This is a genomic window from Methylobacterium persicinum, assembly GCF_022179525.1.
In the GTDB taxonomy this organism is placed as follows: domain Bacteria; phylum Pseudomonadota; class Alphaproteobacteria; order Rhizobiales; family Beijerinckiaceae; genus Methylobacterium; species Methylobacterium persicinum.
The window spans coordinates 39,487-56,461 of sequence record NZ_BPQX01000022.1; the positions used below are offsets into that span (position 1 = coordinate 39,487).

A 16,975-nucleotide genomic window follows, 5' to 3' on the forward strand; every position below is an offset into this window, starting at 1 on the left:
TGTGATCGAGCCGTTGAGTTGTGGCCAACACGATCGAAGGCAACAATTTACATTTCCTTGTCGTGGCGTTTGCGTATGGCCACAAAGGTGATCTTGACCATACTTTTGTGTTGACGGCTCTTAAGGACGGGCGCAGTCTTCCCCTGTGCTTCGCAGATGCGTGCACTGGTCGTCCGTGACGCTGCAGACTGTGCTGGCGACATGGCGATTATTGCGAAAGCTGAAGGAGACAGGGATGACTCCACCTCAGCAGGACGCCGCGTTGATGGGAACGGGACGATTCGGCCCGTAGCCTAGCGGCCCACCGACGAATAACCGGATGCGAGCGGCCCCAGGGGCATGGAAGCGGCCTTCACGGCACGACTTCGAACACGCGAGACGCCCCACCTCAGCCCTCCCGTCCAGGGTTCGATCAGACTAGCAGACGACCCACCCGCACGGCTTCGCCGTCGCGGGATAAACGGCTGATCTCAAACCTTCGCCTGTCCCGCTCAGGACGCGGGGCCCATCCAGTCGGTGATGACGCGGATCTGGTCCGGGTCGAGCAGGGCCGGGGCATGACCGCAACCGGGGATCTCGACGCGGTAGGTCCTCGGACCCCGTCGCATCATCTCGTCGGCGGTCTCGGGCAGGAGAAGGTCGGATTGCGCGCCGCGCAGGAGCAGCACCGGGCAGGTGATGGCGTCCCAGTCGCGCCACATGCTCACGCTGTAGACCCGGCCGGGCCGGAAGGCCTGCCCAATCGCGGGATCGTAATGCGGCCGCCACCCCCCGGTGGGCTCGGGAAAGAAGCTATGCCGGGCGAGGTGGCGCCAGTGCTCGTCGGTGAGTGCTCCGAACGCGCCGAGGACGATCCGCAGCCGTGATTCGCCCGAGGCGAGGTTGTGGTGGAGCCGGGGTGCGTCGCGGAGGCGATCGCCGATGTGGCGGACCGGCGCCCAGGGCAAGAACGGGCCTATGTCGTTGATGACCATCCGGCGGATTGGGGCGTCCTGGGCCGATGCCAGCACCATACCGGTCAGCCCCCCGAGGGAGGTGCCGATCCAGTCGATCGGTTCGCTAATGCCGAGATGGGCGATAAGCGCAGCCATGTCGGAGGCATATTGCGGGAGGGCGTAGAGTTCGGGATCGCGCAGCCATCCCGACAGGCCCCGGCCCGGAAGGTCCGGGCAGACCACGCGGTAGCCCATCCTGGCGAGGGCGTAGGCGAGCGGATCGAAATCGCGACCCTGCCGGCTCAGGCCGTGAACGCAGACGACGACCCGGCGCGCGTCCTTATCTCCCCAATCGACAAAGGCGATGCGGTGGAAGTCCTTTGGGGCGTAGGCGAGGAAGTGCCCTGTCCTGAACGGGACGTCGGCCTCGCTGAGCGCGTCGAGCCGCAGGGGTTGCGCTCCCCCGCGCAGGGACTCGATCAGCCCCATCACTGCGATTGCGCGCGGGTCGCGGCTTCGCGGGCAAGGCGTGTCGTGGTCTGGTGGAGGTCCACCACCTGCTCGGTGATCCGCCGGGTCTGCTCTTGCAGGAACGACAGCTGCAATTGCAGCATCTCGCGGGGATCCAAGGTGCCGGCGAGCTGTTCGGCGAAATCGAAGGACGCGCGCACGTTCGTGTCCGAGGCGACGAGCATGCGGTGGCCGACCTCCCGCATCGCTGCGAGCATCTGGCTCGCATTGTCCTCGTAGGCGTTGTAGAGGCGCGCGCCCGTCGCCTCCCACTGCTCTCGGGCCTTGCGGGCGCCCGCGATGTGGCTGTCGGTGAGCTGTGCCGTCGCCTCCCGGTTCGAACCCGCCACCTTTCGCCATCCGTCGAAGGCCTGTGCCATGGCGGTCTCGAAGGTGTTGAGAGCCTGCTCGCCCGCCCGGGCGTACCATTCGTAGGCCTCCCGGGCCTTGCCGACGGCGTTCCCGGCCATCTCCCGGCGCGCGGCATCCTGGACGGCAGGCAGTCTCTTCTCGTTCACCCTCGGCTCCCGCTTGCGACGAGCCCGCACCCGGGCCGGCTCGTCCGGCATCTGACACGAACCCGAACGCCGTCAACTGGCGTCCCGTGACGGCGGGTGTCGACTCGTCACGGGACGGCAAGCCGTCCGGTCTGTCAGCGTTCGGCGATTGACAGTCCGGCGGGCTCAGAAATCATGGACGTCAGGGCGCACGCCACGCCCGGGGAGGATCACCTCTCCTGCCTGACCGAGAAGGCACGATCCCATGCCCGATACGCCGCCGCCCGCAAGCGCGGACCCGCACCGGTTCGAGGCCGGGCTCGAGAAGAGGGCGGCGAACTACGTGCCGCTGACGCCGGCCAGCCTCCTGGCACGCGCCGCCGCGGCCTTCGGTGCCCGGGTCGCGGTGATCGACGGCGAACGCCGGATCACCTACGCGGCCCTCCATGAGCGCTGCCTCCGCCTTGCCTCGGCGCTCGCCGGCCGTGGGATCAGACGGCTGGATACCGTCGCGATCCTGGCTTCCAACATCCCCGAGATGGTCGAAGCGCATTTCGCCGTGCCGATGCTCGGTGCGGTCCTGAACCCCCTCAACACACGCCTCGACCCGGCGACCATCGCCTTCTCCCTCCGGCACGGGGATGCGCGGGTGCTGATCGTGGAGGCGGCGCACGCCGCCCTCGCCGCCCGGGCCCTGGCCGAGCTGGAGCAGCCGCCCCTGGTCGTTTCGATCGGCCAGGCCGGCCAGGACGCGGGCGTGCCGTACGAAGCGCTGATTGAGGGCGGTGATCCCGCCTATGCCTGGAAGGGGCCGGAGGACGAGTGGCAGTCGCTCTGCCTCCTCTATACGTCCGGAACCACGGGGGATCCGAAGGGCGCGGTCTACAGCCACCGGGGCGCCTATCTCCAGGCGCTCGGCAACGCCGTGACCTTCGGCCTTTCGGGGGAGAGCGTGTATCTCTGGACCCTGCCGATGTTCCACTGCAGCGGCTGGTCCTACCCCTGGGCCTGCGTCGCGGCCGGGGCGACGCAGGTCTGCCTGCGCAAGGTCGAGCCTGCGGAGATCTTCCGGCTGATCGCGGAGCACGGCGTCACGCATCTGTGCGGCGCGCCCATCGTCCTCTCGATGATCGCCCATGCCCCCGCGCACGAGCGGCGGGACTTTCCCCAGGTCGTCCGATGCGCGGTGGGGGGCGCCGCGCCGTCCTCGACCATCATCCGCACGATGGAGGAGATGGGCTTCCGCATCACCCATCTCTACGGCGCCACCGAGAGCTACGGACCCGCCACCGCCTGCCTCGCCCAGCCCGATTGGCAGGACCTGTCGGACGAGGCCCGTTACCAGCGGATGGCCCGCCAGGGGGTCGCGTTGGCGACCCTCGAGGCCGTCACCGTGACCGACCCGGAGACCGGGGAACCGGTGCCCCGGGACGGGAGCCGGATCGGTGAGATCCGCCTGCGCGGCAACACCATCATGAAGGGCTATCTCGGCAATCCGGGCGCGACGGGCCGCGCCCTGGCCGACGGCTGGTACGCCACGGGCGACCTCGCCGTCTGGCATCCTGACGGGTCCGTGGAGATCAAGGACCGGTCCAAAGACATCATCATCTCGGGGGGTGAGAACATCTCCAGCTTGGAAGTCGAGGAGGTGCTGATGCGCCACCCGGCGGTGATGCTGGCCGCGGTGGTGGCCAGACCGGATGAGACCTGGGGCGAGACCCCTTGCGCCTTCCTCGAAGCCAAGCCCGACGCCACCCTCCCCTCCGCGGACGAGGTGATCGCCTTCTGCCGGGAGCGCATGGCCCGGTTCAAGGTGCCCAAGAGGGTGGTATTCGGCCCCCTGCCGAAGACCTCGACGGGCAAGATCCAGAAATTCGTGCTGCGGGAGTTGGCGAGGGAACTGGGGTGATTGCTGAAGGGAGCGAGGCAAACGACGCCTGCGCCCCTTTCCAGCCCGAGACGCACGCGTCAGCAGGTCAGAGGTGCGACGCGCTATTGCTTCACCCGGCGGCATTCGGTCTTCAGATACGTGGTCTTGCCGATGTCCTCGCGCATGTCGGTGCGGGCGATGATCTCCTGCCACCCCGTGGCACAGCCGAGTTCGTTGGCGACCTTGACCTTGCGGACTTCCAGCGCCTGCGCATCGTTGCAGGCCTCCTGGGCGATGCCGTTCGCGCAGACCAGAACCACGGCGATGAAGGCGTTCACGGGCGTTCTCCCCTTTCGTTGAAGGGGTGTACATGCCCTTCCCGAGGCGGGTTTCCATCCTTCAGCCCGCCATCCCTTTACCAGCGCGCTCCGGCCGCCTAGCGTTCGGGGGATGCCCCTGGTCCCCCCTCCCCGCCCCAAAGCGCCGCCGCTTTCGACCGACGTGCCGCCCTCCGCGGTGCTCGCCGGCAACCAGCCGGAATGGTCGGTCGGCGATCTCGCGGCGGCCCTCAAGCAGACCCTGGAGGAGCGCTTCGGCCATGTCCGCCTGCGGGGGGAGATCTCCGGGTTCCGGGGGGTTCATGGCTCCGGCCACGCCTACTTCTCCCTGAAGGACGGGCAGGCGCGCATCGACGCCGTGGTGTGGAAGGGCGTCTATGGCCGGCTTCGGCAGAAGCCGCAGGAGGGGTTGGAGGTCGTCGCCACCGGCCGCATCACGACCTTCGCCGGCAAGTCGTCCTACCAGATCGTTATCGACAGTCTGGAGCCCGCGGGACTGGGCGCCTGGATGGCGCTGCTCGAAGAGCGGCGGAAGATGCTCGCGGCCGAGGGGCTGTTCTCTCCCGAGCACCGCAAGCCCATCCCTTTCCTGCCGCGGGTCGTCGGCGTCGTGACCTCGCCGACCGGCGCGGTGATCCGCGACATCCTCCACCGGCTGCAGGATCGGTTTCCCCGGCCTGTCCTGGTCTGGCCCGTCCGGGTGCAGGGCGACGGGGCGGCGGAGGAAGTCGCTGCGGCCATCCGGGGCTTCAACGCCCTACCCCCCAGAGGCCCGATCCCGCGGCCCGACCTGCTGATCGTGGCCCGCGGTGGCGGCTCCATCGAAGACCTGTGGGCCTTCAACGAGGAATGCGTGGTTCGCGCGGCCTTCGAGAGCGTCATCCCCCTGATTTCGGCGGTCGGGCACGAGACCGACACGACCCTCATCGACCACGTCTCCGACCGCAGGGCCCCGACGCCGACCGGTGCGGCGGAGATGGCGGTCCCCGTCCGCGCCGACCTCATCGCGACCGTCGCCGAGCTGGCCGCCCGCGGTGGCGGCGCAATCCGCCGCCGGCTTGACCGCGACCGGGCCGACCTGCGCGGCCTCATCCGCGCGATGCCCGCGCCGGACATGCTCCTCGCGGCCAAGCGCCAGCGGCTCGATCTCGCGGAGGCCCGCCTCGCGCCCGCCCTCGCCGCCGGGGCGGCCCGGCACCGGGTCCGCTTGCAGGCCGTCCTCGACCGGCTGGCCCGGCGCTCGCCCGAGCTTGCCCTGGCTCAGGCCCGCGCCCGACTCGAACGGATCGACGACCGCGCCTCCCGTGCCCTCTCCGTCGATCTGCGACGGCGGGCGGATCATGTCGGCGAACTCGGGCGACGGCTCGTCCTGGCCAAGGGAGCAGGGCTGGAGCGCGCCCGTGCCGTCGAAGCCCGCCGCCGGGACCGCCTCTCCTCCCTCACCGCCCGACTCGTTCAGGCGGGCGTGCGGGATGTGGAGCGCCGCCGGGACCGGCTGCACGCGCTCGCCGGGCTGCTCGGAAGCTTGAGCTACCGGGCCGTGCTCGACCGGGGGTTCGCCCTGGTCCGGGACGGTGACGGCAATCCCCTGCGCCGGGCCGACGACGCCGAGGCCGCCGCAAGCCTCAGCCTGCAATTCGCCGACGGGGTCGTGGAGGCGGTACCGAATAAGCCGGACCGGCCGGTGAAGCGCACGAGGGCGAAGGCTGCGCCGCTGCGCCAGGGGACGCTGTTCGACACGTAGGGCGCGCACCCCCTTCGCGCTCCCCGCCGCGCCGTCATTGTGAGCGAAACGAAGCAACCCGGGGATCCGCACCATCCTGAGAGGGTCCGCTGCCCTGGATTGCTTCGCTGCGCTTGCGAAGACGACAGTGGGGCTGAGGCGGCCAGCGCCGAATGCCGGCTAGTCCCGCACCCGGTAATGGTAGCGGTACAGCTCTCGCTCGAAGCCGAGGCGGGCATAGAGTGCGCGGGCGGGGCCGTTGCCAGCCTCGACCTGCAGGCACACGGCGTCGGCGCCGGCCGTTGCGCCCCAGCCCATCAGAGCGCCGACCGCCCGGCGGGCGAGGCCCCGTCCGCGGAGGGGCTCCGGCACTGCCACGGATTCGATCACCAACAGGCGCCCGTCCCTGACGCCGAAGGCGATGGCGCCGAGACCGCCGGGGACGGCGACGGAGGCGAAGGCACGTGGCAGCGCGATGGCCCCCGTCACCGTGCGGAATGAGCGTGCGGTCATGGGATCGTGGCCGCTCAGGGCATCGCGCAAGGCGAGCCAGTCGGCGGCGGGCGCCTCCGACACGGTCACCTCCGCATCCTCTGTGCCCGGAAGGCCGGCGAGGGTGCGGTAGAGGGTGCATGTCTCGCCGATGGCGCGGTATCCCCGACTATCCAGCTTAGGCAGCATCTGCGCGGCGATATCCGGGATCCGGAAGATCGGCCGCTGCCCCAGGGCAGCATAGATGGCTTCGCTCGCGGGGATCGCGCGCTCGGGATCGCCCGCCCCGCGCAGGGGATTGCAGGAATTGATGCGCTTCGACGATCCCCCCGCCGCCCGCAGGAGGTATCCGTGCACGAGGACGTGGCGCGGGCTCGGCCATGCGTTGAGGCAGGCTTCCTCAACCTGCCAGCAGAGTGCGTCGTCCGGGCTCACGGTACGCTCCATTCCGACGCCATGCGGTGTCGCACCGTCTTGAACTCGGTCAAGCTCGCGCGATGTCGAGCCGATGAGCGGCCCATCTCCCGACCCCCTATACTGCCTGCACTTCCTGGGTGGCAGCGCCCGGACCTGGGAACCCGTGGCCGAGGCCCTCGCCGGCGCGATGCGCCTCGTGCCCCTCGACCTCCCTGGTTTCGGTGAAGCCCGCGGCGACGGCGGATATGCCGTCGATGCCATGGCCGACCGGGTTAGCGCGGCCATCGCGGCCGAATCGCCCGCACGGTTCCGCATCGCCGGTCACAGCATGGGCGCGAAGGTCGCCCTCGTCCTCGCCCGCCGCGCCGAGGACGGCGATCCCGCCCTGAAGGGCCTTGCGGGCCTCGTCCTCGTCTCCGGCTCGCCCCCGAGCCCGGAACCGATCCCCGAGGATCGCCGCAGCCACATGTTAAGCTGGATAGATGCCGACCCCGCGACCCGCGCCCGGGAGGCGCGGGAGTTCGTGAAGGCCAACACCGCCGAGACCCTGCCCTCCGAGGCAGAGGACCGGGCCGTGGAGGACGTCCTTCGCGCCGAACCGGCCGCGTGGCGGGCTTGGCTCGAAGCCGGTGCGAAGGAAGATTTCTCCGGCCGGGTCGGCGTGCTGCGCGTGCCCGTCGTCGTCATCGCGGGCTCAGAGGATGCCGATCTCGGCGCGGACGCCCAGGCGGCCTTGACGATGCCGCACCTTCCCCACGGCCGACTGATCACGGTCGAGGGCGTTGCCCATTTGCTGCCCCTGGAGCGGCCTGAGGAATTGGCCCGCCTGATCGCCTCGCTCGTCGAGACGGCGGACGCGTCGGTACGCCCTCCCGCCATTCCGCCGGCTTATGAGGAACTCATCGCATCCGACCGGGTGAACAACCGCCTTCGCTCCGCCCTGCATGAGCGAGCGGAACCCGACGATCCCGCCTACGCGCCCGCCGCCCTCGATGCCGTGGAGCTGGCGATCCTCAGGGCGGTCTTCGCCAGGGTTCTTCCCGCCCCCGGACTGGACTTCGCCGCGAGGACCGACCGCCGCTTGGCGTCCGGCGAGGGAGATGGCTGGCGCTTCAGCGCGCTTCCGCCGGACAAGGATGCCTATCGGGCCGCCCTGCGTACCCTCGACGCCGCCTCCCGCGCCGCCCATCAGCGGCCGTTCGTGGCCCTGCCGGCGGCCGAGCAGGACGCCTTCCTGACGCTGGCGCAGAAGGGCAAGTTGTCGGTTCCGCCGGCACTCAATGGCCGCCTCGACGCCGACCAGATGCGGTTCTGGTTCGAGGATGTCCGGGCCGATGCGGTTCGGCTCCACCTCGCCCACCCGGCCGGGCTGGCGCGGATCGGCTTTTCCGGAATCGGCGCGGGCGGGGACAGCCCCGAGCCGATCGCCGCCGGGCTGCCGGGCTTCGTGAAGACCGGCCTCGATTCACCCGAACCTTGGGAGCCCCGGACGGGGGAGTCCGCACGATGAACCTCGATACCATGCGGACCTACCCTGAGGACGACGTCGTGGACGCCGTCGTCATCGGAACCGGCGCCGGCGGCGCGCCCGTGATCGCTCGCCTCGCTACCGCGGGCCTGCGCATCGTGGCCCTGGAGGCCGGGCCGAACTTCACGCCCTCGCGCTTCGCCTTCGACGAGACGCTCGCCGACGAGATCTACTGGACCGAGGAGCGCCTGAGTGGCGGCTCGACCCCGGAAGCCTTCGGTGCCAACAACAGCGGGACGGGCGTCGGCGGCTCGACGCTCCACTGGGGCGCCTTCGTGCCCCGGGCCGACAACCGCGACCTTCGCCTTCACACTGAGACCGGCGAGGGTGTCGACTGGCCCCTGAGCCATGACGAGCTCGTGCCGTATTACGAGCAGGTCGAAGCGTTCATCGGCGTCTCCGGGCCGAAGACCTACCCGTGGGACGACACCCGCCGCTATCCCTTGCCTCCAGTGCCGCGCAACGGGCCGGCGGATCTCATGGCCGGGGCCTGCGACGACCTCGGCATCCGCTGGGCGGATGCCCCTGCCGCGGTGGTCTCCCGCGAGTTCCCCTCCGAGGGCGGACCGGTCCGTCACGCCTGCATCAATTGCGGGTTCTGCCACCAGGGCTGCCGCAACGGCGCCAAGACAAGCATGGACGTCACCTATCTGCCGCTCGCCGTCTCGCACGGCGCCGAGATCCGGCCCGAATGCTTCGTCCACGGTCTGGAGCGCGGGAGCGACGGGCGGATCACCGCCGTGGTGTACACCCATGAGGGTCGGACAAAGCGCCAGCGCTGCCGGGCGGTGTTTCTCTGTGCCGGTGCCGTCGAGACTCCACGGCTGCTGCTGCACCTCGGCCTCGCCAACGGCAGTGGGCAGGTCGGGCGCAACTACATGGGCCATGTGGCGACGCAGGTATGGGGCACCTTCGACCACGAGGTGCGAATGAACCGGGGCTACCCGTCTTCCCTGATCACCGAGGACTACATCCGACCCAGCGACGCGGATTTCGCCGGGGGCTACCTCATTCAGAGCCTCGGCGTAGTCCCCGTGACCTTCGGCAACGCCGTTGCCCGGGGGCGCGGCCTATGGGGCCAAGAGTTGCTCGACTATCTCGGCCGGTACAACCACCTCGCGGGGATCGGCATCAATGGCGAGACGCTGCCCAGCGATGCCAATGTCCTGACCCTGTCCGACGAGGTCGATGCCCACGGTATGCGCAAGGCCCGGATCGACTTCGGCTACAGCACCAACGAGGAGCGCCTGAACGCCCACGCCACCAAGGTGATGCGGGGCATCTGGGAGGCGGCCGGCGCCAAGGACATCTGGGTCATGGAGCGCGTCGCCCACACCATCGGCACCTGCCGGATGGGCCGCGACGGCGACATGGCCGTCGTCGATCCGTTCGGGAAGAGCTTCGACATCGACAACCTGTGGATCAGCGACGGCTCGACCTTCCCGAGTTCCCTCGCCGCCAACCCGGCCCTGACGATCATGGCGCTCGCCCTCCGGACGGCGGACCGGTTCCTGGCTCAGGGGCGCTGACGGCCATACGCCGTCATTGCGAGCGAAGCGAAGCAACCCTGGGCAGCGGGACGCCCCAAACCGTGGCGCGTCCCTGGGTTGCTTCACTGCGTTCGCAATGACGACAGGTGTGGCGCAATGACTACCCGGCCTCGCCACGCATCGCCGCCAGTCCGCGCCTTTGCTGCCCCTCCGCATCGAAATTCGACGGGTCGAGCCAGGCGGCGAAGGCGTCGCGCAGGGCGGGCCATTCGGCATCGGTGACGGAGTACCACGCGGTATCCCGTGAACGGCCCTTCACCACCACCGCATTCCGGAAAATGCCCTCGAACCGGAAGCCGTAGCGCAGGGCTGCGGCGCGGGAGGGTGCATTCAGGCTGTCGCACTTCCACTCGTAGCGCCGGTAGCCGAGTTCGTCGAAGGCCCGGGCCATCATCAGCGCCATCGCTTCCGTCGCCGCCGCCCGGCGCTTGAGGCCGTGGCCGAAATGAATGTGCCCGACTTCGATCACCCCGTTGCCGGGATCGATCCGCAGGTAGGAGGCGATGCCCAGCGGCTTGCCGCTCTGCCCGTCGAGGATTGTATGGAACAGCGGGTCCTCCCCTGCCGCCTGCTTGTCGAGGCGCTCGCGATAGGCGGCCGCGGTGGCGGGCAGGTCATCGACGAGGTAGGTCCAGCCACTGCGGTCCGGTGCACCGGCGTAGAGCTCATAGAGATTCGCAGCATGGGCCTCCGGATCGAGGGGCACGACCTGGCAGAACCGCCCGCTCATGAGCGTGCGCGGCGGTCGGGGCCGGGGCGTCCAGTCCGGCAGGGCCGGACCGATGGGCTGTCCGTACTCGTTGAGGCGGGGGCTGGGCTGAGTCGCGGTCATGGAATGGGTATAGCGATGAGGGAGCGCCGCGCATCCCCTCTGTCGGCTGCGAAGGTCTGCGGGCCAGGACGTTGCCGCCGCCGCTCCCATTCACCCCCTCATCCTGAGGTGCCGTCGCGCAGCGGCGGCCTCGAAGGAGGGCTCCAGAAGGCTCCGGCGATCCCTGGAGCCCTCCTTCGAGGCCCACTGACGCGGGCAGCTCAGAATGAGTTCCTGGGTGGGAGTGGCGGGGAACGCACGCGAGACCTGCCACCCTCCCCGTCTTTGCGAGCGCCCCCGAAGCAATCCAGGGCGGCGGGCCGTTTCAGGACGTGGCGCTTTCCTGGATTGCTTCGCTTCGCTCGCAATGACGGAGAAAGGGAGACGCCGTAGCGCTCCCGGCAGGGGAACCGGGCGCCTCAGGCCATCTCCACCGCCACCGGTTGCGGCCCGGCGCGGTAGGCGGCCGAGGCTTCCTCCGTGCGCCAGCAGGCGACGTCGTGGCCGGGGGAGATCGTGCCGACGGGCGGCATCTCCCGGCGGCAGCGGTCTTCGGCCAGGAAGCAGCGGGGGGCGAAGGGGCAGCCGGGCGGGCGGTTGGCGAGGTCGGGAGGGCTGCCGGGGATGGTCTGCAGGCGGCTGCCCTTGTCCATGGCCCCCTCGGCCCGGCTGCGCAGGAGGCCGATCGTGTAGGGATGGTGCGGATCGCGCACCACCTGACGGGCCGTGCCCACCTCGACGATCTTGCCGGCGTACATCACCGCGATCCGGTCGGCGACTTCGACCGCCGCCCCGAGATCGTGGGTGACGATGACGATCGACAGGCCGAGGTCCCGCTGCAACTCCCGCAGCAGGAGCAGCACCTGGATCTGCACCGTCGCATCGAGGGCCGTGGTCGGCTCGTCGGCGAGCAGCACCTGTGGCCGGCAGGCGAGCGCCAGGGCGATCATCGCCCGTTGGCGCATCCCGCCGGACATCTCGTGCGGATAGTTGTCGAGCCGCCGCTCGGGGCTCGGGATGCGGACGCGCTCGAACAGGGCGAGCGCCCGCGCGCGCGCATCCTGTGCCGAAATCTTTTCGTGGCGCTGGATCGACTCGGTGATCTGCCGGCCCACCGTATAGACCGGGTCGAAGGCGAGCAGCGGCTCCTGGAAGATCATCGAGACGTCGCCGCCGCGGAAGTCGGCCAGCGCCCGCTTGTCGAGGGCGAGCACGTCCTTTCCGGCCGCGGAGATCCGCCCCTCGATCCGGCTGCGCCCCGCCGGGAACAGCCGCAGGATCGAGCGCAGCGTCACGCTCTTGCCGGAGCCGGATTCGCCGATCAGCGCCAGGGCCTGCCCGCGGTCCAGCCGCAGATCGACGCCGTCGACCACCTGGGTCTTGCCGAAGGCGACGCGGAGGCCGGACAGCTCCACCGCCGCATCGTGGGTCATGTCGGTCGCGCTCATGCCGCCAGCACCTCCGCGGGGGCGGCGGAATGGCCGGAGCCTGGCTGCCGGGCAAGGCAGGCGACCCGGTTACCCGCCCGCACCGGTTCGAGGGGCGGTTCCACCTGCCCGCAGACGCCCTCCGCCAGGGCGCAGCGCGGATGGAATCGGCATCCGCCGGGCGGATCGATGGGGTTCGGCGGGTCGCCGGCCAGCAGCGCCTTCTGCGTCCGGTTGTCGGGATCGAGGGAGGGCATCGAGGCCAGCAACGCCTGGGTATAGGGATGGGCCGGCGCGGCCAGCACCGAATCCGACGGGCCGATCTCGGCGACGCGGCCGAGATACATCACCATCACCCGGTCGGAGATGAAGCGTACGACGTTCAGGTCATGGCTGATGAAGATGTAGGTCAGCCCGAACTCGGCCTTGAGGTCGAGGAGCAGGTTCAGAACCTGCGCCTCGACGGACTTGTCCAGCGCCGAGACGGCTTCATCGAGCAGCACGAGGCGCGGTTCCAGGGCGAGGGCCCGGGCGATGTTCACGCGCTGCCGCTGGCCGCCGGAAATCTCGTGCGGGTAGCGGCCGGCAAAGCGCTTCGGCTCCAGCCCGACCCGGGCGAGGAGCGCGCGGGCGCGCTCCACTGCCTCGCGGCCCGGCACGCCGTTGACCTTCGGCCCGAAGGCGATGGATTGCTCCACCGTCATGCGCGGGTTGAGGGAGGCATAGGAATCCTGAAAGACCATCTGCGCCTGCCGCCGGTAGCTGCGCCAGGGCATCGCCCGCTCGCCGATCGCCTGCCCGTCGAACAGCATCCCGCCGGTATCGCGCTCGATCAGCCCCATGATCAGCTTGGCGGTGGTGGACTTGCCGCAGCCGGATTCACCGACGATGCCGAGCGTTTCGCCCTTGAGGACATCGAAATTGACGCCGTCTACGGCGCGCACCACCTTCTTCGGGCCGGTACCCTTACGGACGGGGAAGTGCTTCACGAGGCCGGAGACCGAAAGGAGCGGCTGGGCGGGGCCGCCCCGGTCGGCGGCGAAGGGGTCCGGGCCGGGGGGGATGACGCTCACTGGCGGATCTCCATGGCGCTGCGCAGCCCATCCGAGAAAAGGTTGAACGAAATCGAGACGAGGAAGATCGCCACGCCCGGCAGGGCCGCGACGAGGGGGTTCACGTAGATCGCCGTCCGCAGGGTATTGAGCATCAGGCCCCATTCCGGCTCCGGCGGGCGTACGCCCAGACCGAGGAAGGACAGGCCCGAGGCCAGGATCATCGAGACCGAGATCAAGCTGGTCGAGTAGACGAAGATCGGCCCGACCACGTTGCCGAGCACCTGCACCCGCATGATGGTGAAGGCCGAGGCCCCGGATAGCTTGGCGGCATCGATGTAGTCCCGCCGCCGGATGCCGGTGGTGACACTCTCCGCGACGCGGGCGATCTGGGGCACGAACACGCAGGTCAGCGACACGATCGAGTTGAAGATGCCGGCGCCGAGCGCACCCGAAAGGGCGATGGCCAGCAGCACCGACGGAAAAGCAAAGAACACGTCGATCGTGCGCATCAGGATCGTGTTGGTCCAGCCGCCGACATAGCCGGCGAGGATACCGATCCCGGAGCCGAGGACGAAGGCGATCAGCACCGGCGTGACGCCCATGAACAGCGACAGCCGTGAGCCGAGCATCAGACGGCTGATCATGTCGCGGCCGAGCTCGTCGGAGCCGAGCCAGTAGGTGGCGTCGCCCACCGGCTTCAGCCGGCGCAACATCGACCCCTTGTACGGGTCCATCGGGGTGATCCACGGCGACAGGATCGCGATGGCGATGACCACGAGGATCACCACGCCCGCGGCCATCGCCACGGGATCGCGCACCAGCCGGTGGCCGACATGGCCCCAGAAGCCCCGGGAGGCCACGAAGGCTTCTGGTGCATCAGGGGCGGCGGCGAGGTTCCCGTCGAGGGCGACGGAGGCGGCGGTCAGGGGGGCTGTCATGGCCGTTCCTCCTGGCTCAGGCGCGTTCGATGCGCGGGTCGAGGGCGGTCTGCATCACGTCCACGATGAGGTTGAGGGCGACGAAGAACATCGCCAGCACGAGGATCGAGCCCTGAAGCAGGGGCAGGTCCCGCTGGAAGATCGCCGCGTTGAGGAGGAAGCCTGTGCCGGGCCACGCGAACACGGTCTCGATCAGGATCGAGCCGCCGAGCAGGTAGCCGAGCTGCAGCCCCATGATGGCGAGGGCGGTCGGCGCGGCGTTGCGCACGACGTGCTTGAACACGCCGAACTCGCTCATGCCCTTCGCACGCAGGGCTTCTACGAAATCCTGCCCAAGGATGTCGGCGACCAGCGCTCGGACGGTCCGGGCGATGATGCCCATCGGGATCACCGCCATCGTGACGGTGGGGAGGATGATGTAGCGCAGGTGCTCGATATCCGGCCGCCAGTTGCCGGAGCCGTCCGGCCCTGCCCCCGTGGGCGGCAGCCAGCCGAGGGTGGCCGAGAACACGATCACCAGCACCATGCCGAGCCAGTAATGCGGCACGCTTACGCCGAAGACCGACAGGGCCGAGGCCGCCCGGTCGAGGAGCGAGTTGCGCTTGTAGCCGGCGACGAAGCCGAAGAACGTCCCGAAGGTGAAGCCGATCAGGGTCGCGACGCTCGCCAGGATCAGCGAGTTCACCACCGCCCGGCCGACCTCCTGGGCGACGGGCCGCCCCGTGGCGATGGAGACGCCGAGATCCCCGTGCAGGACGTGCCACAGCCAGATCGCGTACTGCACCGGCAGCGGCTTATCGAAGCCGTAGGCGGAGCGCATCTCGTCGATTGTCTGCTGCGTGGCATCGGCCGGCAGCACCGCGCTCAGCGGATCGCCCGGGGCGAGGTGGACCAGCAGGAAGCACACCACGCTCACCCCGAAGGCGACGGGGGTGACGGTGACGAGGCGTTTGAGGATGTAGAGGAGCATTGGTCCTGGTCATGTCGCCACGGGAATCCCTCCCCCCTCGGCGGGGGAGGTTGGCCCCCGTCAGGGGGTTGGGAGAGGGGAGCGCCGGCACCGGAGATGTCGCGACGGGAGCCTTCTTCCGCACCGTCGCGCTGCCCCTCTCCCGCCTCGCTCCGCTCGGCACCCTCCCCCGCAGAGGGGGGAGGGACAATGCGGCCTCACCGTCCCGCGGTGGCGATGGTGATCGTCGAGAAGTCCTGGAACCAGTTCTGCGCCTGGACGAAGCCCTTCACCTTCGGGCTCATCGCCCGGGGGTTCACGTCGTGGGTGATCATCACGAACAGGGCGTCATCCACGTACTTCTCGTGGACCTTCTGCAACACCTTCGTCTGCGCGTCCTTGTCGAAGGTGTTGCGCACCTGATCGAACAGCTTGTCCATCTCGGGGTCGCAATAATACCCCCAGTTGGTGCCGTTCGGCGGCGCAAGGTTGCATTGCAGGTGGCGGATGAACCCGGTGAAGGGGTCCTGAATGAAATACGAGTAGTTGATCGCCGAAACGCCGCGGGAGATGTCGGCCTTGGCGCCGGCCCGCCAGATGTTGATCAGCGTGTTCCACTCCACGACCTGATAATCGACCTCGACGCCGACGTCCGCGAGGTTCTGCTGCACGAACTCGTTCATCGGCAGCGGCTGCATCTGGCCGGAACCCGAGGCCGAGATGGCGACCTTCAGCTTCAGCGGCTTCGCCTTGCTGTACCCCGCCTCGGCCAGCAGCTTCTTGGCCGCCTCGGGATCGTACTTCACGTCGAAGGTCGGGTGGCCGAACCACTGGTGGTTTGGCGGCATGAAGCCCTTGGCCGGGATGGCGAGTCCGCCGAGCAGTTCCTTCAGCCCGTCGCGGTCGATGGCGAGGTTCACCGCCTTACGGACGCGGATATCGTTCCAGGGCGAGCCCTCGACCCGGGAGAGGTGCCACGTCCAGTTGTGCGGATAGGCGTTGGTGACGATGGTGAAGCCCGCACCCTTCAGAGAGGCGACGGCATCCGGCGCCGGGGCCTCGATCCAGTCCACCTGCCCCGAGCGCAGGGCCGCGACACGGGCATTGGCCTCCGGCAACGGCACGAGGACCAGCTTGTCGAGCTTCGGGATGCGTTTCTTGTCCCAATAGGCCGGGTTCGGCACCATCTCGGCGCGTTCCCGGGGGGCGAACAGGGTCAGCTTCCACGGGCCGGTGCCGGAGGGATGCTTGGCGAACTCGTCCCAGGACTTACCGAGCTTCTCCCACTGTGCCGGGGAGGACATCATGATCCAGGCGATCTGATAGGGCAGCGTTGCGTCGGGGGCCTTGGTGACGATCTCGACGGTCATCGGATCGATGGCCTTATAGCTCGCTACCGAGGGGATGCGGGTCTTGCCCTGGGCCGACTGGCGCGGATCGTATTGCGGCGCGTCGCTCTTCAGAAGCTTGTCCAAATTCCACACCACCGCGTCGGCGGTGAAGTCGGACCCGTCATGGAATTTCACGCCGGGACGGAGTTTGAAGGTCCACTTGGTCTTGTCGGCGGGATCGACCGTCCAGCTCTCGGCGAGGCCGGGGACGAGGTCCGATGCCAGCTCCGCGCTGGTCAGGTCCCAATTGATGAGGCCGTCATAGACCGTGTAGCCCATGAACCGCATGCCCTCGCCGCCATTGTCGGTCTGGCCGGTGGTGAGGGGAATGTCCGATGCGGTCATGCCGATCCGCAGGACGCCCTGCGCGAGGGAGGCGGAGGTCGCCGCCAGCAGGATGGCTCCGGTGAGCACCGCAGGGGCGCCGATTGTCTTGAAAACCACAGGCATCGGGATTGGGTTCGCTCCTGGCCCCGGGCCTGTCGCGCCCGGTCAGGACAGCCCTGATGCAAAGCCTCGGCCAACTTCTGAATGAAGAATGCGG

14 protein-coding genes are annotated in these 16,975 nt (G+C 69.1%); 4 read left to right on the plus strand and 10 right to left on the minus strand.

Annotation, left to right across the window (positions count from 1 at the left end):
• Nucleotides 1–491: 491 nt before the first annotated feature.
• Both MFF22_RS09770 and MFF22_RS09775 read right to left on the minus strand, forming a co-directional pair.
• Nucleotides 492–1,424, minus strand: a complete 933-nt coding sequence (locus MFF22_RS09770; RefSeq protein WP_238248776.1) for an alpha/beta fold hydrolase — start codon at nt 1,422–1,424, stop codon at nt 492–494.
• Nucleotides 1,424–1,963 carry a phasin family protein gene (locus MFF22_RS09775; protein ID WP_238248777.1) on the minus strand — a complete coding sequence of 180 codons (540 nt, stop codon included), beginning with the start codon at nt 1,961–1,963 and terminating at the stop codon, nt 1,424–1,426. The genes MFF22_RS09770 and MFF22_RS09775 overlap by 1 nt, the downstream gene beginning before the upstream one ends.
• Nucleotides 1,964–2,207: 244 nt before the next feature.
• Between MFF22_RS09775 and MFF22_RS09780 the strand changes: the two genes are divergently transcribed.
• Complete coding sequence (locus MFF22_RS09780) at nt 2,208–3,851, plus strand: AMP-binding protein (RefSeq protein ID WP_238248778.1); 1,644 nt, start codon at nt 2,208–2,210, stop codon at nt 3,849–3,851.
• Between the two features lie 83 nt (nt 3,852–3,934).
• Here MFF22_RS09780 and MFF22_RS09785 read toward each other — a convergent pair whose 3' ends face one another.
• Entirely contained in the window at nt 3,935–4,150 is a 216-nt protein-coding gene (locus MFF22_RS09785) for a hypothetical protein (protein ID WP_238248779.1), read from the minus strand.
• Between the two features lie 112 nt (nt 4,151–4,262).
• On the opposite strand from MFF22_RS09785, the gene xseA reads away from it, so the two are divergent.
• Nucleotides 4,263–5,894: an exodeoxyribonuclease VII large subunit gene (gene xseA, locus MFF22_RS09790; protein ID WP_238248780.1), complete on the plus strand. Its 1,632-nt coding sequence runs from the start codon at nt 4,263–4,265 to the stop codon at nt 5,892–5,894.
• A 159-nt stretch (nt 5,895–6,053) separates the two neighbouring features.
• On the opposite strand, the gene MFF22_RS09795 is transcribed toward xseA, so the two are convergent.
• Entirely contained in the window at nt 6,054–6,800 is a 747-nt protein-coding gene (locus MFF22_RS09795) for a GNAT family N-acetyltransferase (RefSeq protein ID WP_238248781.1), read from the minus strand.
• Between the two features lie 73 nt (nt 6,801–6,873).
• On the opposite strand from MFF22_RS09795, the gene MFF22_RS09800 reads away from it, so the two are divergent.
• Together MFF22_RS09800 and MFF22_RS09805 are read left to right on the plus strand one after the other, a co-directional pair.
• Nucleotides 6,874–8,292, plus strand: a complete 1,419-nt coding sequence (locus tag MFF22_RS09800; protein WP_238248782.1) for an alpha/beta hydrolase — start codon at nt 6,874–6,876, stop codon at nt 8,290–8,292.
• Entirely contained in the window at nt 8,289–9,839 is a 1,551-nt protein-coding gene (locus MFF22_RS09805) for a GMC family oxidoreductase (RefSeq protein WP_238248783.1), read from the plus strand. Before MFF22_RS09800 ends, MFF22_RS09805 begins: the two co-directional genes overlap by 4 nt.
• Nucleotides 9,840–9,960: 121 nt before the next feature.
• Here the strand turns inward: MFF22_RS09805 and MFF22_RS09810 are convergent, their stop codons facing one another.
• From MFF22_RS09810 to MFF22_RS09835, 6 genes are all read right to left on the minus strand, one after another.
• Nucleotides 9,961–10,692 carry a GNAT family N-acetyltransferase gene (locus tag MFF22_RS09810; protein ID WP_238248784.1) on the minus strand — a complete coding sequence of 244 codons (732 nt, stop codon included), beginning with the start codon at nt 10,690–10,692 and terminating at the stop codon, nt 9,961–9,963.
• Nucleotides 10,693–11,090: 398 nt separating this feature from the next.
• Nucleotides 11,091–12,119, minus strand: a complete 1,029-nt coding sequence (locus tag MFF22_RS09815) for an ABC transporter ATP-binding protein (protein WP_238248785.1) — start codon at nt 12,117–12,119, stop codon at nt 11,091–11,093.
• On the minus strand, nt 12,116–13,171 hold the full coding sequence (locus tag MFF22_RS09820; RefSeq protein WP_238248786.1) for an ABC transporter ATP-binding protein: 1,056 nt from the start codon (nt 13,169–13,171) through the stop codon (nt 12,116–12,118). The genes MFF22_RS09815 and MFF22_RS09820 overlap by 4 nt, the downstream gene beginning before the upstream one ends.
• Nucleotides 13,168–14,091, minus strand: coding sequence for an ABC transporter permease (locus MFF22_RS09825; RefSeq protein ID WP_238248787.1), 924 nt, complete (start codon nt 14,089–14,091; stop codon nt 13,168–13,170). The genes MFF22_RS09820 and MFF22_RS09825 overlap by 4 nt, the downstream gene beginning before the upstream one ends.
• A gap of 16 nt (nt 14,092–14,107) precedes the next feature.
• Nucleotides 14,108–15,061 (minus strand): ABC transporter permease, encoded by a 954-nt coding sequence (locus MFF22_RS09830; protein WP_238248788.1) that lies wholly within the window; start codon nt 15,059–15,061, stop codon nt 14,108–14,110.
• A 197-nt stretch (nt 15,062–15,258) separates the two neighbouring features.
• Complete coding sequence (locus MFF22_RS09835; protein ID WP_238248789.1) at nt 15,259–16,881, minus strand: ABC transporter substrate-binding protein; 1,623 nt, start codon at nt 16,879–16,881, stop codon at nt 15,259–15,261.
• Nucleotides 16,882–16,975 lie beyond the last annotated feature (94 nt).

Coding starts and splice junctions, on each gene's coding strand:
- MFF22_RS09770 (WP_238248776.1), bottom strand. CDS start 1,424: ATGGGGCTGATCGAGTCCCTGCGCGGGGGAGCGCAACCCCTGCGGCTC.
- MFF22_RS09780 (WP_238248778.1), top strand. CDS start 2,208: ATGCCCGATACGCCGCCGCCCGCAAGCGCGGACCCGCACCGGTTCGAG.
- xseA (WP_238248780.1), top strand. CDS start 4,263: ATGCCCCTGGTCCCCCCTCCCCGCCCCAAAGCGCCGCCGCTTTCGACC.
- MFF22_RS09800 (WP_238248782.1), top strand. CDS start 6,874: ATGAGCGGCCCATCTCCCGACCCCCTATACTGCCTGCACTTCCTGGGT.
- MFF22_RS09805 (WP_238248783.1), top strand. CDS start 8,289: ATGAACCTCGATACCATGCGGACCTACCCTGAGGACGACGTCGTGGAC.
- MFF22_RS09810 (WP_238248784.1), bottom strand. CDS start 10,692: ATGACCGCGACTCAGCCCAGCCCCCGCCTCAACGAGTACGGACAGCCC.
- MFF22_RS09815 (WP_238248785.1), bottom strand. CDS start 12,119: ATGAGCGCGACCGACATGACCCACGATGCGGCGGTGGAGCTGTCCGGC.
- MFF22_RS09825 (WP_238248787.1), bottom strand. CDS start 14,091: ATGACAGCCCCCCTGACCGCCGCCTCCGTCGCCCTCGACGGGAACCTC.
- MFF22_RS09830 (WP_238248788.1), bottom strand. CDS start 15,061: ATGCTCCTCTACATCCTCAAACGCCTCGTCACCGTCACCCCCGTCGCC.
- MFF22_RS09835 (WP_238248789.1), bottom strand. CDS start 16,881: ATGCCTGTGGTTTTCAAGACAATCGGCGCCCCTGCGGTGCTCACCGGA.